14 protein-coding genes are annotated in these 16,198 nt (G+C 57.5%); 6 read left to right on the forward strand and 8 right to left on the reverse strand.

Features of this window, described 5'->3' with window-relative positions; all coding sequences use genetic code 11:
• Nucleotides 1–197: 197 nt before the first annotated feature.
• The 4 genes from BLT77_RS00300 to BLT77_RS00315 all read left to right on the forward strand — a co-directional run bounded on the left by BLT77_RS00300 (nucleotide 198) and on the right by BLT77_RS00315 (nucleotide 4,952).
• A complete protein-coding gene (locus BLT77_RS00300) occupies nucleotides 198–395 on the forward strand; it encodes a twin-arginine translocation signal domain-containing protein (protein WP_028111222.1) in 198 nt (65 codons plus the stop codon).
• 12 nt (nucleotides 396–407) lie between these two features.
• Nucleotides 408–3,278, forward strand: a complete 2,871-nt coding sequence (locus BLT77_RS00305; protein ID WP_090359947.1) for a formate dehydrogenase subunit alpha — start codon at nucleotides 408–410, stop codon at nucleotides 3,276–3,278.
• A 23-nt stretch (nucleotides 3,279–3,301) separates the two neighbouring features.
• A complete protein-coding gene (fdh3B, locus tag BLT77_RS00310; RefSeq protein WP_090359951.1) occupies nucleotides 3,302–3,895 on the forward strand; it encodes a formate dehydrogenase FDH3 subunit beta in 594 nt (197 codons plus the stop codon).
• A 67-nt stretch (nucleotides 3,896–3,962) separates the two neighbouring features.
• Nucleotides 3,963–4,952, forward strand: coding sequence for a formate dehydrogenase subunit gamma (locus tag BLT77_RS00315; RefSeq protein ID WP_090359956.1), 990 nt, complete (start codon nucleotides 3,963–3,965; stop codon nucleotides 4,950–4,952).
• A gap of 341 nt (nucleotides 4,953–5,293) precedes the next feature.
• On the opposite strand, the gene BLT77_RS00320 is transcribed toward BLT77_RS00315, so the two are convergent.
• Nucleotides 5,294–5,764, reverse strand: coding sequence for a YehS family protein (locus BLT77_RS00320; RefSeq protein ID WP_090359960.1), 471 nt, complete (start codon nucleotides 5,762–5,764; stop codon nucleotides 5,294–5,296).
• A 199-nt stretch (nucleotides 5,765–5,963) separates the two neighbouring features.
• Nucleotides 5,964–6,689, reverse strand: a complete 726-nt coding sequence (locus BLT77_RS00325; protein WP_090359964.1) for a hypothetical protein — start codon at nucleotides 6,687–6,689, stop codon at nucleotides 5,964–5,966.
• Nucleotides 6,690–6,957: 268 nt separating this feature from the next.
• Between BLT77_RS00325 and BLT77_RS00330 the strand changes: the two genes are divergently transcribed.
• Nucleotides 6,958–7,431 (forward strand): cupin domain-containing protein, encoded by a 474-nt coding sequence (locus BLT77_RS00330; protein ID WP_090359968.1) that lies wholly within the window; start codon nucleotides 6,958–6,960, stop codon nucleotides 7,429–7,431.
• A gap of 154 nt (nucleotides 7,432–7,585) precedes the next feature.
• Here the strand turns inward: BLT77_RS00330 and BLT77_RS00335 are convergent, their stop codons facing one another.
• The 4 genes from BLT77_RS00335 to BLT77_RS00355 all read right to left on the reverse strand — a co-directional run bounded on the left by BLT77_RS00335 (nucleotide 7,586) and on the right by BLT77_RS00355 (nucleotide 13,349).
• Nucleotides 7,586–9,919, reverse strand: coding sequence for an alkaline phosphatase D family protein (locus BLT77_RS00335; RefSeq protein ID WP_176819142.1), 2,334 nt, complete (start codon nucleotides 9,917–9,919; stop codon nucleotides 7,586–7,588).
• Between the two features lie 395 nt (nucleotides 9,920–10,314).
• Nucleotides 10,315–11,358 carry a DcaP family trimeric outer membrane transporter gene (locus BLT77_RS00345; RefSeq protein WP_090361303.1) on the reverse strand — a complete coding sequence of 348 codons (1,044 nt, stop codon included), beginning with the start codon at nucleotides 11,356–11,358 and terminating at the stop codon, nucleotides 10,315–10,317.
• A gap of 123 nt (nucleotides 11,359–11,481) precedes the next feature.
• Nucleotides 11,482–11,835, reverse strand: a complete 354-nt coding sequence (locus tag BLT77_RS00350; protein ID WP_090359983.1) for a cytochrome c3 family protein — start codon at nucleotides 11,833–11,835, stop codon at nucleotides 11,482–11,484.
• Between the two features lie 5 nt (nucleotides 11,836–11,840).
• Entirely contained in the window at nucleotides 11,841–13,349 is a 1,509-nt protein-coding gene (locus BLT77_RS00355) for a flavocytochrome c (RefSeq protein ID WP_090359987.1), read from the reverse strand.
• 225 nt (nucleotides 13,350–13,574) lie between these two features.
• Here BLT77_RS00355 and BLT77_RS00360 point away from each other — a divergent pair, with 225 nt between their 5' ends.
• Nucleotides 13,575–14,345 (forward strand): TetR/AcrR family transcriptional regulator, encoded by a 771-nt coding sequence (locus BLT77_RS00360; RefSeq protein WP_090359990.1) that lies wholly within the window; start codon nucleotides 13,575–13,577, stop codon nucleotides 14,343–14,345.
• A 36-nt stretch (nucleotides 14,346–14,381) separates the two neighbouring features.
• Here the strand turns inward: BLT77_RS00360 and BLT77_RS00365 are convergent, their stop codons facing one another.
• Nucleotides 14,382–15,464, reverse strand: coding sequence for a rhomboid family intramembrane serine protease (locus BLT77_RS00365; protein WP_090359993.1), 1,083 nt, complete (start codon nucleotides 15,462–15,464; stop codon nucleotides 14,382–14,384).
• 8 nt (nucleotides 15,465–15,472) lie between these two features.
• Entirely contained in the window at nucleotides 15,473–16,060 is a 588-nt protein-coding gene (locus BLT77_RS00370; protein WP_090360000.1) for a hypothetical protein, read from the reverse strand.
• Nucleotides 16,061–16,198: the final 138 nt, after the last annotated feature.

A 16,198-nucleotide genomic window follows, 5' to 3' on the forward strand; every position in this document is an offset into this window, starting at 1 on the left:
CTGTTTGTTTTTCTCGGAAAACCAGACTGAAACAAAGTTGATTTGAATCACGTTTTCTCGCCCTTTTGTTGGCATAATCGCCCATGCCAATGTGAGCAAAATCAAAGAATGGATCGTGGTGTGATGGTTGTTGGGGTGGCGCTGTGCGCTGTTTCCTGATTGCACATTCGGTCCCGCTACCACGAAAGAGGTAACAAATGACCAACAAGACCCAGCAGACGCGACGCGCGTTTCTGAAAAATCTGGGATTGGGCACCGCTGCTGCCACTGCCGCCGCGGCCGTGACCAGTACCCAGGCGGTTGCTGCCACCCCTGCCCACAGTGATGAGAAGCCCAGCGGTTACCGCGAGTCTGATCATGTCCGCAGCTACTACGCGTCTCTGCGTGGCCAATAAGCGAGGTTTTAGATGAAACTGGAACGTCAATCCAAGGTTGTCACGGCAGAGAAAAAGGTCGGGTTAGGCCTTAACCGTCGTCAATTCCTGAAAAATGCCGGTGTGACTACCGGTGGCATTGCCGCTGCCTCCATGTTGGGTGCCGGTATGATTCGCAAGGCCGAGGCTTCTCAGGCTGTCGATCCCAATGCACCGACTGAAGTGAAGCGTACCATCTGTTCCCACTGTTCTGTGGGTTGTGGTATCTACGCCGAAGTACAGAATGGTGTCTGGACTGGCCAGGAGCCGGCTTTCGATCACCCTATCAACCGTGGCGGCCACTGCGCCAAGGGTGCCTCTATCCGTCACCACGGCCACAGCGAAAAGCGGGTGAAGTACCCGATGAAGCTGGAAGGTGGTAAGTGGAAGAAGCTGTCCTGGGATACCGCCATCGAAGAGATTGGCGATCTGATGCTGAAGATTCGTGAAGAGTCCGGTCCAGATTCCCTGTTCTTCATGGGCAGTGCTAAGTTCTCCAACGAGCAATGTTATCTGTACCGTAAGTTTGCGGCCATGTGGGGCACCAACAACGTTGACCACTCGGCTCGTATCTGTCACTCCACCACAGTAGCCGGTGTAGCCAACACCTGGGGCTACGGTGCGATGACTAACTCTTACAACGACATGCATAACAGCAAGAGCATGATCTTCATCGGCTCCAACCCTGCCGAAGCTCACCCTGTCGCGATGCAACACATCCTGACCGGTAAAGAGCGTGGCGCCAAGATGATCGTTGTCGACCCTAGATTCACCCGTACTGCAGCGCACGCTGACGAGTACGTGCACATCCGTCCAGGTACCGACATCCCCTTCATCTACGGCCTGCTGTGGCACATCTTCGAAAACGGCTGGGAAGATCCTGATTTCATCCGTCGCCGCGTGTACGGCATGGAGATGATCCGTGACGAGGTGAAGAACTACCACCCTGCGGAAGTGGAAAACATCACCGGTGTGACCGGTGAGCAGATGAAGCGTGTGGCCAAGACTCTGGCCGAGCACCGTCCTGGCACCATCGTTTGGTGTATGGGTGGTACCCAGCACTCTGTGGGTAACGCCAACACCCGTGCCTACTGTATCCTGCAGCTGGCCCTGGGTAACATGGGCACCTCCGGCGGCGGCGCCAACATCTTCCGTGGCCACGATAACGTTCAGGGCGCGACCGACATCGGTCTGCTGTTCGACACCCTGCCAGGCTACTACGGTCTGAAGACCGGCTCCTGGAAGCACTGGGCCAACGTATGGGATCTGGATTACGACTGGGTTAAGAGCCGCTTTGACCAGGGCCAGTACCTGGGCAAGACGCCGATGAACACCCCCGGAATCCCGTGTTCTCGCTGGCACGATGGTGTGATGGAAGATCCGAAGAAACTGGGTCAGAAAGACAACATCCGCATGGCCTTCTTCTGGGGTCAGTCGGTGAACACCGAAACCCGTGGCCGTGAAGTGCGTGAAGCACTGAACAAGATGGACGCCATTGTGGTGGTGGATCCTTACCCAACCATGGCCGGTGTGATGCACCAGCGCAAAGACGGTGTGTACCTGCTGCCTGCGGCGACTCAGTTCGAAACCTACGGTTCCGTGACTGCGTCCAACCGCTCCATTCAGTGGCGCACCCAGGTGATTGAACCTGCCTTTGAAGCCAAGCCTGACCACGAGATCATGTATCTTCTGGCCAAGAAGCTGGGCTTTGCCGAGCAGTTCACCAAGCGCATCAAGGTTCAGAACAACCAGCCTAACGTGGAAGATACCACTCGTGAGTGGAACCGCGGTATGTGGACCATCGGCATGACCGGCCAGTCTCCAGAGCGTCTGAAGACCCACCAGGAAAACTGGGGCACCTTCTCCTGGGAAGACCTGGCTGCACCGGGTGGCCCGGCTAAGGGCGAAACCTACGGTCTGCCTTGGCCATGTTGGGGTACGCCTGAGGTGAAACACCCAGGTACTCATATTCTGTATGACACCTCCAAGCACATCATGAAAGGCGGCGGTAACTTCCGTGCCCGCTTTGGTGTCGAGCATGAAGGTAACAACATTCTGGCCGAAGACCCGGGTTCCAAGGGTAACGAGCTGGGTGATGGCCATCCGGAATTCACTGCCGACATGCTCAAGCAGCTGGGTTGGTGGGATGAACTGACTGCCGAAGAGAAGAAGCACGCCGATGGCAAGAACTGGAAGACCGACATCTCCGGTGGTATCCAGCGCGTGGCCATGAAGCATGGTTGTATCCCTTACGGTAACGCCAAGGCCCGTGTCCGTGTATGGACCTTCCCGGATGAGATTCCTCTGCACCGTGAGCCGCTGTACACCCCACGTCGTGACCTGATTGCCAAGTACCCGACTTACGATGACCGTCAGGTTCACCGTCTGCCGACTCTGTACAAGTCCATTCAGCAGAAGGTCATCAAAGAGGATCTGGATAAGAAGTTCCCTCTGGTGGTTACAACCGGTCGTCTGGTTGAGTATGAGGGTGGTGGTGAAGAGACTCGCTCCAACCCATGGCTGGCGGAACTGCAGCAGGAGATGTTCGTTGAGATCAACCCTGCCGATGCGGCCGACCGCGGCATTCGCGACGGCGATACCGTTAAGCTGCAATCTCCTGAAGGGGCAGTACTGACCATTCAGGCGATGGTAACCGAGCGCGTCATCGAAGGTGAGACCTTCATGCCATACCACTTCGCTGGTGTGTTTGAAGGTGAAGAGCTGAAGTACCCAGAAAGTGGCGGTGTCAGCACCAAGCCATACGTTGTGGGTGAGTCCGCCAACACCGCCATGACCTACGGTTATGACCCGGTAACTCAGATGCAGGAAACCAAAGTGTCCCTGTGTCAGATTGTTAAAGCTTAAGGCCGTTAAAGGAGATTAGCCTAATGGCGACCATGAAATTCATGTGTGATACCAAGCGCTGCATCGAATGTAACGGCTGTGTCACTGCTTGTAAGAACGAAAACGACAGCGCACTGGAGTGGGGTATCTCCCGCCGCCGCGTTGTGACCATCAATGATGGTCAGGTTGGTAAAGAAGCCTCTCTGTCTGTAGCGTGCATGCACTGTGCCGACGCCCCTTGTATGGCGGTGTGCCCGGTCAATGTGTTCTCCAAGACCGACGATGGCATCGTACTGCACGACAAAGAGCGTTGCATCGGTTGCGGTTACTGCCTGTACGCCTGCCCGTTTGGTGCCCCTCAATTCCCGAAACAGTCGACCTTCGGCTCCAAGGGTAAGATGGACAAGTGCACCTTCTGTGCCGGTGGCCCCAACACCGAAGCCGGCAGTGCCAAGGAGCGTGAGCTCTACGGTGCCAACCGTCTGGCTGAAGGCAAGCTGCCTATGTGTGCCGAGCTGTGCGCCACCAAGGCGCTGCTGGCCGGTGATGCCAACACCGTATCGGAGATCTTCCGTGAGCGTGTGGTAAACCGTGGCGGCAACCAGGCCTTCGTGTTTAACACCAAGACAGGTGCTTAAGTAGCATCGGCCAAGGGGCACGAACCGGTTTTCCGGCCCGTGCCCCTTTCCTCGTTTGGAGCAACCTATGTTGAAAACTCTGTTACGTCCTCTGTTGATGCTGGTCGCTCTGGCACTGCCCCTGGTTGGCGTTGCTGCCGACGATCCAGGCACCGTTGCCCAACAGGCCGGTAACCAGACCGAGTTGGTGTGGCAGGCGCTGCAGCAGGGCCAGGAGGGGTACACCACCTCTCAGAGCCCGTTCCATGCTCAGGCCATCAACACCTACGATGAGCGCATTATTCCGTTGCGGGAGCAGATTCTGGCCCCGGGACTGATGCTGGCGCTGTTCGGTATGATCGGCATCTTCGTGCTGTTTGTGCTGGTTAACGGCATCTCGAAGCTGCACGACGGCTACTCCGGTAAGATGGTGCTGCGCTGGTCCAAAGCCGACGTGGCGATTCACTGGCTGGGAGCCATCCCTTGTCTGACGCTTATCCTGACCGGATTGATGCTGATGGCAGGCCGTCATTTCTTCGAGCCAACCCTGGGGCAGGGCACCTTCGCCACCCTGATGGCGGCGATGAAACCGATCCACGACTACATGGCGATTCCGTTCATTCTTGGATGGGCGCTGATGACCGTGAAGTGGGCCAAAAATCAGATTCCGGCCAAGTACGACCTGGACTGGTTCCTGGTAGTCGGCGGCTACATCAACTTCGGTCCGTTTAAGGGCAAGCACCCGGATGCTGGCTTTGCCAACGCCGGTGAAAAGATGTGGTTCTGGACCTTCGTGCTGTTCGGCGCGGTGATCGTGGCTTCCGGCCTGGTTCTGCTGTTCCCGACCATCTTCGAGCCAAGCCGTACCCTGAGCCTGTTGGCGATCATCGCCCACGGCGCGTCGGCCATCATCATCTGTGCCTTCTCCATCGTGCACATCTTCATGGCCACCGTGATGTCTGAAGGCGGCATGGAGTGCATGAAGTCCGGTTACTGTGATGAGAACTGGGCCAAGCAGCACCACAATGTCTGGTACGACGAAATCAAAGCCGACGGCACCCTGGAGTACAAGTCGTAACCGGTTGTGTATTGTTGGTGCCGAGCAGCACCAGCAATGCATCCGGTACGACGACATCAACGCCGACGGCACTCTGGAATACAACTCCTGAACGGACGAGTATTGCGGGGTCGGTGATCGACAAATCGAAGTCCGAACTTCAGGTGGCAGCGACAGCTGTCGCCTGAGGTCAGGGCCAACGACCCGGATTGGACTGCCGCCGCGAAACGGCGACGGAGGAGCAGGTCAGGAGGCTCCGCCCACTGCCCGCTTCGGCAGTCCCCCATTTCCTCGGAAGGGAAACCCAAAGCCCCGATTTGCATCGCGCACGGGGCTTTTTTTTTGTTGCCGGCGTCGGTCGCCTACTCAGACGAGCCGGCGTTGTTGCGCAAGGCCGCGCCGGTGAAAAATGCCGCTAGGGTGTCATCGGTACAGTCGCGGTAGTGCTTGTTGCCGGGTTTACGGAACAGGGCGCTGACTTCGTGTTTGCTGAGCTCCAATCCGGCCAGGGCAAAGAGCTCCATCAGATCTTCGGCCTTTAGGTTAAGGGCGATGCGCAGCTTCATCAACACGATGTTGTTGGTGAGCGTCTGTTCAGGCTCGGGCTGGGGCCCCTCTTTCTTGCCTCTCAGGGTATTGATCAGGCCGTTCAGAAAGCTGGCCAGCTCCACGTCCTGCATGGTTTGGTAGTCCGGATGGCCGGTGGACTCGAGCCAGGCGTTGATCTGCAATTTGCCGACCTCCACCCCGGCCTGGGTGAAAATGGCCGCCAGTTGGGAGGGGGCGTAATCGAGGAGGTCGCGGACTGAGGTCAGAACGGTATTGTTGAGCATGGTATTTTCCTGATGAAGGTCCGCCGGAGACGGCCCGATGGCATACCCGAGTGTAATGTAAAATTCGGGTACGGCGCCGAATAATGGCTAATGCGGAAGTTTATACACCCAATCTGCGGCAGACAGAACCGTTTTTCTATTTGCGCAGGATCAGCCTCTGCGGCGCGGTGTTATGCCTCAACGACGCTGTGGCCCCGATTCAGAACTGGTAGTTGAGGCCCATGGAGTACTCCAGCCCGTCGTTGGGGTTGGCACCCAGGCTCTTATACCCCACCAGCTTTCCCTGAACACTCCAGTCCGGCCACAGTTGCCGCCGTGCCAGTAGGGTCAGTTGCTGGCCGCTGCCGGTGTAGCCAAAGGTAGAGGCGTGGGCATCACTGCGGAAAAAGTGCCCCATCCAATTCAGGCTCAGCCGGGTTGAACTGTGAGCCCAGTTCAGTTGAATGTTGGTGACCATGCCGCTCCAGTCGGCGTAATGCTGATCGGTAAAGTCCGATCGCCCGAAGGAGTAGTGGGCGCCGGCGCCTATACCCAACCCCAGCCCCTGCCAGTGGCCATCCCGTCGCAGCCCCATAAACAGATTGTTCTCAATGATGGCGTCGCTGAGCATAGAGAAGTGCTGCAGCCACAACTGTGCCAGCACCGGGGGCAGACTGCCCTGATAGCGTGCCGACACCTTGGCGGCCTGGCGGCCGGCCTGGTGCTGCTGGTTGTGGGCGGTCGCCCCCGGGTTCTCCAGCTTTAGTGAGGCGGACAGGCGTTGTTGGTCGTGGGCATTCAGGTAGCTCAGAAGCAGGTAGGGTTGGTCAAAGGCGCCGGGGTTCAGATTCAGGGTAGCCTGGGTAAAGCCCATATAGCCCACCTCGGCGGCGGTGATGCCACTGGCGGCCAGGTTGCCGGAAACGCCCAGTGTTGCCACCAGCATTGCCCATCCACTTCGTATGCGTGTCATTGATTGTCCCGTTGTTATTGATCGTGAGGCCGGACAGGGCAAGTTGTATACCAAGAGCAAGAGTGTTGAATTAAGCGCCTAAATCACCGTATTTCGTGGTTTGGTGGCGGCTGGCCGTCGAGAGATTTCGTGATTGACGATATTTGGTGTTTTTGCCTCCTTTCAATGGTTTGCTTTGAGTCATGGCAATTTGATTGCTGCTGGCCTACCCTGACCCGTTCGCCAACTAAGGGAGACAACCATGAAGCCAACCGCCGATGCTTTGATTCAGTCGTTACAGCTGCAGCCCCACGTGGAGGGCGGTTACTACGCCTCCAGTTTTGCCTCTGATCGCGGCTTCGATGAGCAGCGCGCACTGTGGACCAGCATCTATTTTCTGCTTAAGTGTGGCGAGGTGTCCCACTTCCATCGGCTGACCGCCGACGAGATGTGGTATTTCCATGGTGGCGAGTCGATGACCATCAGCATGATCCATCCTGACGGCCGGCTCGAGCAGGTGCAACTGGGGATGGATCTGGCGGCGGGAGAGCGGCCTCAGGTGTTGGTGCCCCGAGGCGTGATTTTTGGATCGGCCATGAACAATCCGGGCTACTCCCTGGTGGGCTGCATGGTATCCCCCGGGTTTACCTTTGGTGACTTCGAGCTGTTTGAGCGGGCGGAGTTACTGGCGCAATACCCCCAGCACCAGGAGATCATTCACACGCTTACTCGTTGATCAGGCGTCGAACCCGGGCACCTGTTTGCCAGTGTTTCGGCGGGGCGGGGCTGCGTCGATCGAGAGCCATCGGTCGGCTCCCGGGCACACTCAGCTCCGCACTACGCGGAGCTGAGTCGGGCCGTGCCGCTGCCGGCCTTACCAGAGACCGATCCTAGGCGGGTAACTGAGTCAGGCTGGCGCCGTCCCAGCTGAACCTGTGGGTACGAACCTGCGCCAGGAACCTGACGCGATCGTCGTAGAAGGGGGTTTTGGCCCAGTCGACGCCATCCCACACCGTGGGGATGTTGTGGTAGTCCACCTTGAAGGCACCGGCACCCGCGGTGGCCACCCCCACGCCGTGCTCCCACATTCTGGAGAACACCATCTTGGAGCTGACGTCGTCACGCTTGCTGGCGGTCAGGGCGATGGTGTCGAAGAAATACTTCAACTGGCTGACCTCCGGCGGCACGTCCCCCAGTTGGGCCAGCAGGCCATTGAGGCCATTGTCGAGGAAACTGCCAAAGGTGCCTGAGCTGACCGAAGAGACGGTGAAATCCACCGAGGCCAGTCCGGAGTTGGCGTTGGCCGGGTGCTGGGTGACAAAGCTGGCGTGGATGTCGCCGGACAGGGTGACGGTCCCGGTGGCGCTGAGCAGGTCGTTGATCAGCTCGGCTTTAAACTGCGGCAAGCCGTCCCAGTGATCGACGTTGAGGTAGAAGCGCTGCTTCAGGGCCGCGGGCACCAGATCTGAGTCCAGTACCGCTTCCAGGTCGGCGATACCGCTGTCCTCCCTGCTGGCGGACAGATCCGCCAGCAGTGGTGCAAACGAGACCGAACTGCCCATCACCTTGTGGGTGGCGCTGGATTGGTTCAGTACCCCCTGCAGCCAGCTGAGCTGGGCGGCGTCGTAGGGAGTTTGCACACTGCTGCCCTGCTGCTGGGCCATGAACTCCAGGAAGCCGGCGTACAGATCGAAGCTGTCTTTGATCACCAGGTAGCGGGCACCAAGATCCGAGAACAGGGTGGTTTTGCCCAGAGTATAGAAGGCCAGCCCGGTATCGACGCCGGTTTCCGGCAGCGGTGGCAGTGCCTTCAGCGGATGGCCGTCCGGCAGGGATGCCTGCGCCTGGGCCAGCACCAGATTCAGGTAGCTGCTGGTGAGCAGCCCCTGAATGGCAGCGGAGGCCCGCTCGCCGGCCTGAGCCACCGCCGTGGCCTGATCCAGGCCTAGCCGGGTCATCAGCTCCTCGGTGTAGAGACCGGTGAAGATCTCCGCAAACGCGGCTTTGTAGGGAGCAAACGGGGCGGCGTCGATGTCCACCACCGGGCTCATCTGTGCCAGGGTGGCGTCGATGCCAGCCTGGGGCATGCCCTGGCCCGCCAGGAACGCGGTCAGCGTTGTGCTGTCGATGGCGACGCTGGCGGGGAACGCGTCTTCGGGAATCAGGTGATCCGGGCGGTAGGTGCGGTAGTCGGTCAGGGCCAGATGCAGGTGTTTACCGAACTGCAGGTCGCGGTAGATCTTGGTGTTGGGGAATAGCTGATCTTCCAGCACTTCGAGGGCGCCGCTGCCACTGTCGCCGTGAGGGGCGCTGTGGTCGATGGGCATAAACTCGAAGTACACCTGTTCGGCGTTGCGCTTGCGGCTGGTCTGCTCCTCATCGGCGGCACCGGACTGATAGGTGGCGTTGGTCTGCCAGCTGTCATCGGAGAATTCGTGATCGTCCCAGATGGCCACCAGCGGAAAGCGCTCGTGCAGCTCCTGCAATACTGCGTCGCTGCGGTAGGTTTCATACAGCTGCCGGTAGTTGTCGACACTGTTGGCTGCCTGAAACGCGGCCTCACCGGTGCCGATGATCAGGGTGCCATCGGCGTCTCGGAACTCAATGCTGCGCTCGCCGTCGGTGTCCTGGAAGCTGGCGTCGCCGGTGGTTTCGTAGATGTAGTCACCCAGGTGCAGCACGAAGTCCAGGTCGTCGCGGGCCAGCAGCGACAGGTAGGTGTTGTAGTAGCGGCCCAGATAGTCCTGGCAGGACGCGAAGCCAAATTTCACCTCCACATCGGCATCGTTGGCCGGGGCGGTCTTGGTGCGGCCGGTTTTGGAGCTGTGCAGGGCGCCGTCCTTGCTGTACAGGAAGCGATAATAGTAATGCTGGTACGGTTCCAGATCGGTCACCCGCACCTTAATACAGTGGCCATTGGCGGCGGCTGCGATAAAGGCTTGTTCCACCACCACGGTGGCAAACTCCGGATCGCTGGATACCTGCAGAGTCAGGGATAGATCGCCGTCGCCGTCGACGGCGCGGGTCCACAGAATCACCGAATCGGGGCGCGGGTCGCCGGACATCACCGATTGGGGGAAATACTGCGGCGATACTACAGGCAGGTTTTCCGGTGCCGGGGTGCTGCTGTTGTCGTCGTTGGAGCAGCCGGTGAGGCTGGACAGGGTTACGGCCCCGGCGGAAACCACCAGGGTGTGTAGAAATCGGCGGCGGGTATAGCTCATTGAGTCATCCTTGTTCATTGTCGTTATCTTTGCCTCATATACCGGTCGGTATTACATCCTTATAGGCAGTCGGCTCAGAGAGGGTTTCATGAGCGCCCTATGTTGATAACAGATTATTACAGAAGTGTGAACAGGTATGGCCTGAAATTCTTCGCCACAAGAGTGGAGAGAGGGTTAGGTACAGCAACAGAAAGCGTTGAGGAGGCCAGAGAACCCAAGGCTTTTGGTCAGCAGAGGGAGCGAGGCCATCAGAGCTACCGGGGAATGGGTTTCATGGTGGTTGTACGAAAAGAGATGGCCGAATTAAGACAGCTAATTACGTTGAATCTGTACCTAGTTATCTCAGGCACCCAAGGCAGGTTTAGTTCACTTGGGCACCTGTGCTTTGGGTTTATCTAAAGTGCGTATCGGACTGAGAACTGCCCATAGAAGGCGTCTTTGTCTTCGTGGTCGATGGAGTAGTTACCCACTTCCGCGCCCACTGACAGCTCTGGAGTCAGGTTCGTAAACAGGTTCACCCCCCACTGGCTGGTCTCGTTTCCGGATACATCACCTTCAATGTGTCCGTAGAGCAGAGTAGATCGCAGAGACTCGGTCCAGAAGTGACGGTAAGCCACATTGTAAGCGGTGGTATCTTCTACCTGTTCACCCACCAGATCCTTGACCGCTGCGGTACCGACGTAGCGGCCCAGCTCACCTTGGTGATATTGGATACGTAGGTCGTCTTTACCGAAGGTGTAAATGCGACCGGCAATGGAGCCACCGACGGCAGTTTCGGTGTTACCACCGGTGGTATTCAATTGACGACCGACCGCAGCAATGGAGACGTTACCCCAGTCACCCTTGAAGGTGTACTTGACGATCACATCCGGCAGTTTATCGTTGGCGGTATCGCCACCGAAGCTTTCTGGATTCTCCAAAGCCAGCTGCAGACCGCCGTTGGTGTAACGAATCTGGCCCTGACGGACAAAGGAGATGCCCATCATGCTGCCGCCAAAGTCAGCGCTCTCACCAATGGCGCTGGTGTTCATGAAGGTGGTCCAGGTCTGACCGGCCAACACGTTCTGGTACTGGATAAAGGCGTGACGAAGACGGGGTTGGGTGGAGTTGGAGATAATCTGGTTTCCACCGTCACCAAAAAAGTCCATTTCGATGAAACCGACCAGGTCACCATGGATGTATTTGGTGTTGAAACGGGTTTCGTTGGCAAAGATCCGGAATTGAGAGGCGCTCTGATCCAGAGGGGTGCCAGCACCGGTCCACTGGTCTTTGTAGGCAACGTTGCCATCTACATATCGAACATCAGCCTTGATATAGCCGCCAAAAATCAGCGTATCTTGCTCGCCAATTTGAACTTCGTAGGAGGCGTCTGCTGGTAGGGATATCGAAGTCACTAAGCCGAAAAATAACGCGGGTTTCAGCTTATTATTAATACGCATGGTTTCAGTCCATTTTTTACAAAAAATATGTTCAACATCCCAGCCATGGTCACCGCCTTGAGGGAGAGGCTGGAACCATGGCTGGATGCCGAACATCATCTTTTCCTTGGAAGGGAGGTGTTGTTATTTAAACTTCGGGTAGCTGAAGTTGTGGCATTCCTGACACAGCGCTTTCTTTGGCGTGTGCTCGCCGTGACACTCCTGACACGGGGCTTCTTTGCCGTAGTGCATGCTGTTGTGTGGGTTTTGCTTGACCTCGTCGCCTTCACGGGCGGTCATCTCGGCCACATCATCAACGTCATGACACTGCAGACAGGCTTCATCAGACGGGAACTTGCCCATGCCCTGATCGTGGCAGGTGTCGCAGCCGGCTTCGTACACGGTGGCGTGGTGCTCACGCTTGTTCATGGCCTGAGTGTTGAAGCTGGCGGCCAGAATCACGGCAGCGGCGGTAAGCAGTACTTTTGAGCGGGTCATGGCGATTAGGCCTCCATAATTGAACGAGCGGCAGTCACGCCGAATGCCAGGCATTCCGGGGTGGAGCAGCCACCCAGTCGGCTGACGCCATGAATACCACCGGTCACTTCACCGGCGGCGAACAGGCCTGGAATCGGCTTGCCGGTCTTGGCGGCCAGCACTTCGGCCTTGGTGTTGATCTGGATGCCGCCCTGGCAGTAGTGCACCTTGGGCCACAGACGCTGAACGATGAAGGGGGCAGTCAGTTTGATGCCGCGACCGGCGTTCATGCGCTTGCCAAACTGTGGGTCTTCACCCTTGTCGACGTAGCTGTTCCAGTCGGCGATCTGTTGCTTCAGCGGTTGCAGCGGCACATCGAAGTGCTTGGCGATGGCTTCCACGGAATCAAACTCCCACGCCACGTTGTACTTCAGCACCTTGGCCATGGAGGGATCGTTCTTGGCTTCGTGCTTAGGGGCGATCAGCAGGGCCGGGTTGGGGTTGCCGTTCTGGTCGCGACGCTGCAGCTCCAGGTCGGCCCGGGTCTTACGGTCGGCGATTTCGTTCATGAAACGCTGGCCGGTGTTGCGGTCGATGGCAATGGAGTGGGGGAAGTTGTACAGCGAGAAACCGGCACCGTAGCCGAAACCGCCTTCATCGGGTGACGCCCAGGGGCCGGATTGAATGTGGGCCAGGTGCACCGGAGTCGCACCGGCGGCCAGCATCTCGATCAGGCCGTCGCCGGTGGCGCCTTTGGCGTTGGTGCAGCCCACTTCGGCGGTCAGGGTCGGATCCTGGGCCTGCCGCAGGCTGATGTTGTAGCCAAAGCCGCCGGTAGCGATGATGACGCCGCGCTTGGCTTTGATGTTGATCAGCTCACCACTGTCCTCAAAACCGAAGTGGTAGCCTTTACGAATGTTGACGCCAATGACCCGGCCTTTCTTGTCGTGAATCAGGTGCTCGAACTTGTGGCGGATCTGAGTCTCTACCCCCATCTTGCGGGCGGTCTTGAGCATGGGCTGAATGAAGCCGGATCCGGAGCGTTCCACCACCTGATGGCTGCGGGTGGCGCTGGTGCCGCCGGTGGTGATGATGAAGTCACGGTAGACACAGCCGCAGTCTTTGGTCATCTGGTATACGTAAGGGCCGAGTTCGGCGCTGTGGCGCAGCAGAGATTCGCTGGCGACACCGCGGCCGGATTTCAGCTGGTCTTTGACCATCAGGTCGGCACTGTCTTTGATGCCCAGTTTCTTCTGCAGATCGGTGCCGGCAAAGCAGGCCTGACCGGCGTTAAGGGTGCTGTTGCCGCCGTAAACGCCCATCTTCTCGAAGATGACGACGTCTTTGGCGCCTTTGTGCTTGGCCTCCACTGCCGCAGCCAGGCCGGCAAAACCGGAACCGATGATCACCACTTCGTACTCACCGTCCCAGCTGACGTCATCTTCGGCGCATTTGGCGGAGGCGGTCAGGGGTAACATGGCTCCGGCGGCGGCCACACCGGCGCCGAGCTTCATAAACGAACGTCTGTCATGCATAGTTTTTATCTCATGCTGTGAATGTGAAATTACTGTAGCGCTGTTACTGCGGGGTAAAATAAGCGCTGGATCACAGTGAGATCCGGTTGAAAAAAGTTTTCGCGAAGGGGTCTCAAAAAAAGATTCTGGCGGGATTCAGCAAATAATTTTTGTGGCCTTAACACCGAATTTTTTTCTGGCGCTGTGCGAAAGTAGCGGCAACGTAATTACCGACAGGTCCTTCTCATGCATTGCCCGAAAACCAAACTGGACAGCCTTCGCTGTAATCAGTTATTGGACGTTGCCGAAGAGTTAGTGGATGAACACGGAGTGATGTCATTCCGGTTTGCCCAGATCGCGAAAGAGGCGGAGTGCTCCAATCACACCCTGTATAAATTCTTTCAATCCAAGGAAGATGTGCTGGTGTGCCTGTTCCTACGTAATTGCACTTCCAACTACATTCCGCTGTTTTTGGAGTGCCATCCGGAACTGACCGAGCTGGAGCGGGCGGCGCTGCCGGCGGTATTCTCTCTGGTAGCGGTGGAGAAGAGCCCGACCTTCAATATTCTGCGGGTGGTGTCGATCAACAGCATGTTCTGGCAGATGGCCAGCGATGAGAAAGTGAACCTGCTCAGGGCCCGGGTCAATATGTTCTGGAGCCGGGTACATCTGCATATTGAGGAGGCGCAGCAGAGTGGAGCGTTGCAAGCCTCTGAGACTCAGGTGATGGAGTTAACTCAGGCCATCTATTTCTTTATGGCCGGTTGTTTATCCTCTTATGAAAGTCAGTTGATGGAGCCTAAGTACCTGACCGAGAAAAATCCGACTTACTTCCGCCATCTGGCCGAGATGATGAATCGGTATCAATGGAATGAGATCGCCACTGCCAGCAAATTTGAATCCCTGTCGACTAAAGTGGATGGGTTTTTTACTCAACACTACCAACCCAATAAGAACTGCCAGCGCTGCCGGCAGCTCAATGGGGTCAATGACTGCCGTCAATTAGCCTCAGAGTAGAGGCGTCCGCGGTGTCTGGGTACCGCGGAGCGGCGCTCAGCGGCGAACCTTGATGCTGTCGGAGTTCAGCATCGCCAGCACCGGGTTGGTGCGCATTACCGACGGTTTCAGCCACCAGCCCAGCCCCAGTCCGGCGGCGAAACCACCGATGTGGGCCCAGTAGGCAACGCTGCCCTGGCCTTGCCAGGCGCCGACCAGGTTCAGGGCCAGCCAGATGGCGAAAAAGACCATCGGTGACAGCTTCTTCTGGTAGATAAAGAACATGAACGTCAGGCTGGCGTTTCTAAACCACAGCAGGTACATGCCGAACAGGCCGGCGATGGCACCGCTGGCGCCCACCATGGCGGTGGTGGAACCGGGGTCGGACAGAATCTGTGCGGCAGCGGCGGCGAAGCCGCACAGCAGGTACAGCATCAGGAAGCGCAGCGATCCCAGCGCATCCTCGATGTTGTCGCCGACCACGTACAAAAAATACATGTTGCCCAGCAGGTGCATCAGCCCCCCGTGCAGGAACATGTGGCTGAGCAGGGTGCCGAAATGGTGCCCCTGCAGCAGGTAGTCGGAACGCAGGGCAAAGGCATCGAACACCTGCTCGGCCAGCTGAATATCGCTGTTGTAGCCAAAGAAGATCAGGATATTGAGCGCCAGCAACAGGTAGGTCACCCAGGGGGTGGTGCGCGCCTTGACGTTGTACTCCACCGGCATTTTCAGTAGAAACTGGAACAGCCAGGTTTTGGTACTGGTGGGTTGATTCATCTGCTCCAGCGCCGACTGAACTCGCGGTGACTGGACCACTTTTTCCCGCTCGCTGTCATTGATCCAGATGCCGGTGCAACTGTGGCAGACCTCCACCTCAACTCTGAAATCCTGCAGCAGTTGGTAGTACTGCAGACCGTCGTCGCATCGGCAGCATTGTCGTGGCGAGGCACCCAGGTGGTTGCCCAGGTTGTGTTCGACGCCGACGTCGTCGTTGCCGTTGTCGGCCCGGGACAGGGCGCCGTTGAGTTCGCCGTGATCAAACCAGATGCCGCCGCACAGGGTGCAGCGATCCACTCTCTGGCCGTGGAAATGCAGCTCGCGCATCTGGCGGGTCCGGCAGTTGGGGCAGGTGATGGTCATGGTGTCTGTTACTCCACGATGATGTCGGCGGCTTTCAGCTCCGTCGCCAGCGTCTGGTAGTTGTGCTGCAACGCGGGCAGAGTACGGCTACTGATGCCGGCGGTCAGTTCCTTAAGCTTGTTGGCGCCATAGTGGGAGCCGTAGGTACGGCTTTCCATCTTTTGAATGATGTCGGCGGCCGCCATATAAAAACGGCGGGTTTCGGTCAGAATTTGAGAGGGGGTTTCCAGTGTCTGGCTGGAGTAACGCATGTTGTTCCAGACAAACTGGGCCATCTGCGGGTGGATGGTCTTGAGGTTGCTGTGTGATTCGGTTAGCACGGTATCGGCATAGGCATTGATGATGGCGACGTTGTCGTTGACTTCGTCGTACAGGGCGTGGCGCAGGTAATAGTTGTTCTGCTTGCTGGTCAGGGCATCGAAGGCGATGGCCTGGGACAGCCCCTGCTGGGCCGCCAGGTAGACCCCGACAACAGTGGCGATAAGCATAAACACCTGGCTGATCCAGAAGCTGGTTTTGACCAGGTCTTGGTTGTCCAGCTTGGGGCGGCGTTTGCCGACCTTGGCCGAGGCTTGTGCTTTCGAGTCGATTTTCATATAGTCCCTGATTCCTAAAAAACTGAAAAAAATTCGTTCGCAAGAGCGAAAAAATGCACAGCATATATAAAAAAATATTCAGTATCTACAATAACTTACGCCAAGGATTTGATTGGGCGGGAAAATAATATTCATAAG

This window comes from Ferrimonas sediminum, from assembly GCF_900100175.1.
Classification (GTDB): Bacteria; Pseudomonadota; Gammaproteobacteria; order Enterobacterales; family Shewanellaceae; genus Ferrimonas; species Ferrimonas sediminum.

Coding starts and splice junctions, on each gene's coding strand:
- BLT77_RS00300 (WP_028111222.1), top strand. CDS start 198: ATGACCAACAAGACCCAGCAGACGCGACGCGCGTTTCTGAAAAATCTG.
- BLT77_RS00305 (WP_090359947.1), top strand. CDS start 408: ATGAAACTGGAACGTCAATCCAAGGTTGTCACGGCAGAGAAAAAGGTC.
- fdh3B (WP_090359951.1), top strand. CDS start 3,302: ATGGCGACCATGAAATTCATGTGTGATACCAAGCGCTGCATCGAATGT.
- BLT77_RS00315 (WP_090359956.1), top strand. CDS start 3,963: ATGTTGAAAACTCTGTTACGTCCTCTGTTGATGCTGGTCGCTCTGGCA.
- BLT77_RS00320 (WP_090359960.1), bottom strand. CDS start 5,764: ATGCTCAACAATACCGTTCTGACCTCAGTCCGCGACCTCCTCGATTAC.
- BLT77_RS00325 (WP_090359964.1), bottom strand. CDS start 6,689: ATGCTGGTGGCAACACTGGGCGTTTCCGGCAACCTGGCCGCCAGTGGC.
- BLT77_RS00330 (WP_090359968.1), top strand. CDS start 6,958: ATGAAGCCAACCGCCGATGCTTTGATTCAGTCGTTACAGCTGCAGCCC.
- BLT77_RS00335 (WP_176819142.1), bottom strand. CDS start 9,919: ATGAGCTATACCCGCCGCCGATTTCTACACACCCTGGTGGTTTCCGCC.
- BLT77_RS00345 (WP_090361303.1), bottom strand. CDS start 11,358: ATGCGTATTAATAATAAGCTGAAACCCGCGTTATTTTTCGGCTTAGTG.
- BLT77_RS00350 (WP_090359983.1), bottom strand. CDS start 11,835: ATGACCCGCTCAAAAGTACTGCTTACCGCCGCTGCCGTGATTCTGGCC.
- BLT77_RS00355 (WP_090359987.1), bottom strand. CDS start 13,349: ATGCATGACAGACGTTCGTTTATGAAGCTCGGCGCCGGTGTGGCCGCC.
- BLT77_RS00360 (WP_090359990.1), top strand. CDS start 13,575: ATGCATTGCCCGAAAACCAAACTGGACAGCCTTCGCTGTAATCAGTTA.
- BLT77_RS00365 (WP_090359993.1), bottom strand. CDS start 15,464: ATGACCATCACCTGCCCCAACTGCCGGACCCGCCAGATGCGCGAGCTG.
- BLT77_RS00370 (WP_090360000.1), bottom strand. CDS start 16,060: ATGAAAATCGACTCGAAAGCACAAGCCTCGGCCAAGGTCGGCAAACGC.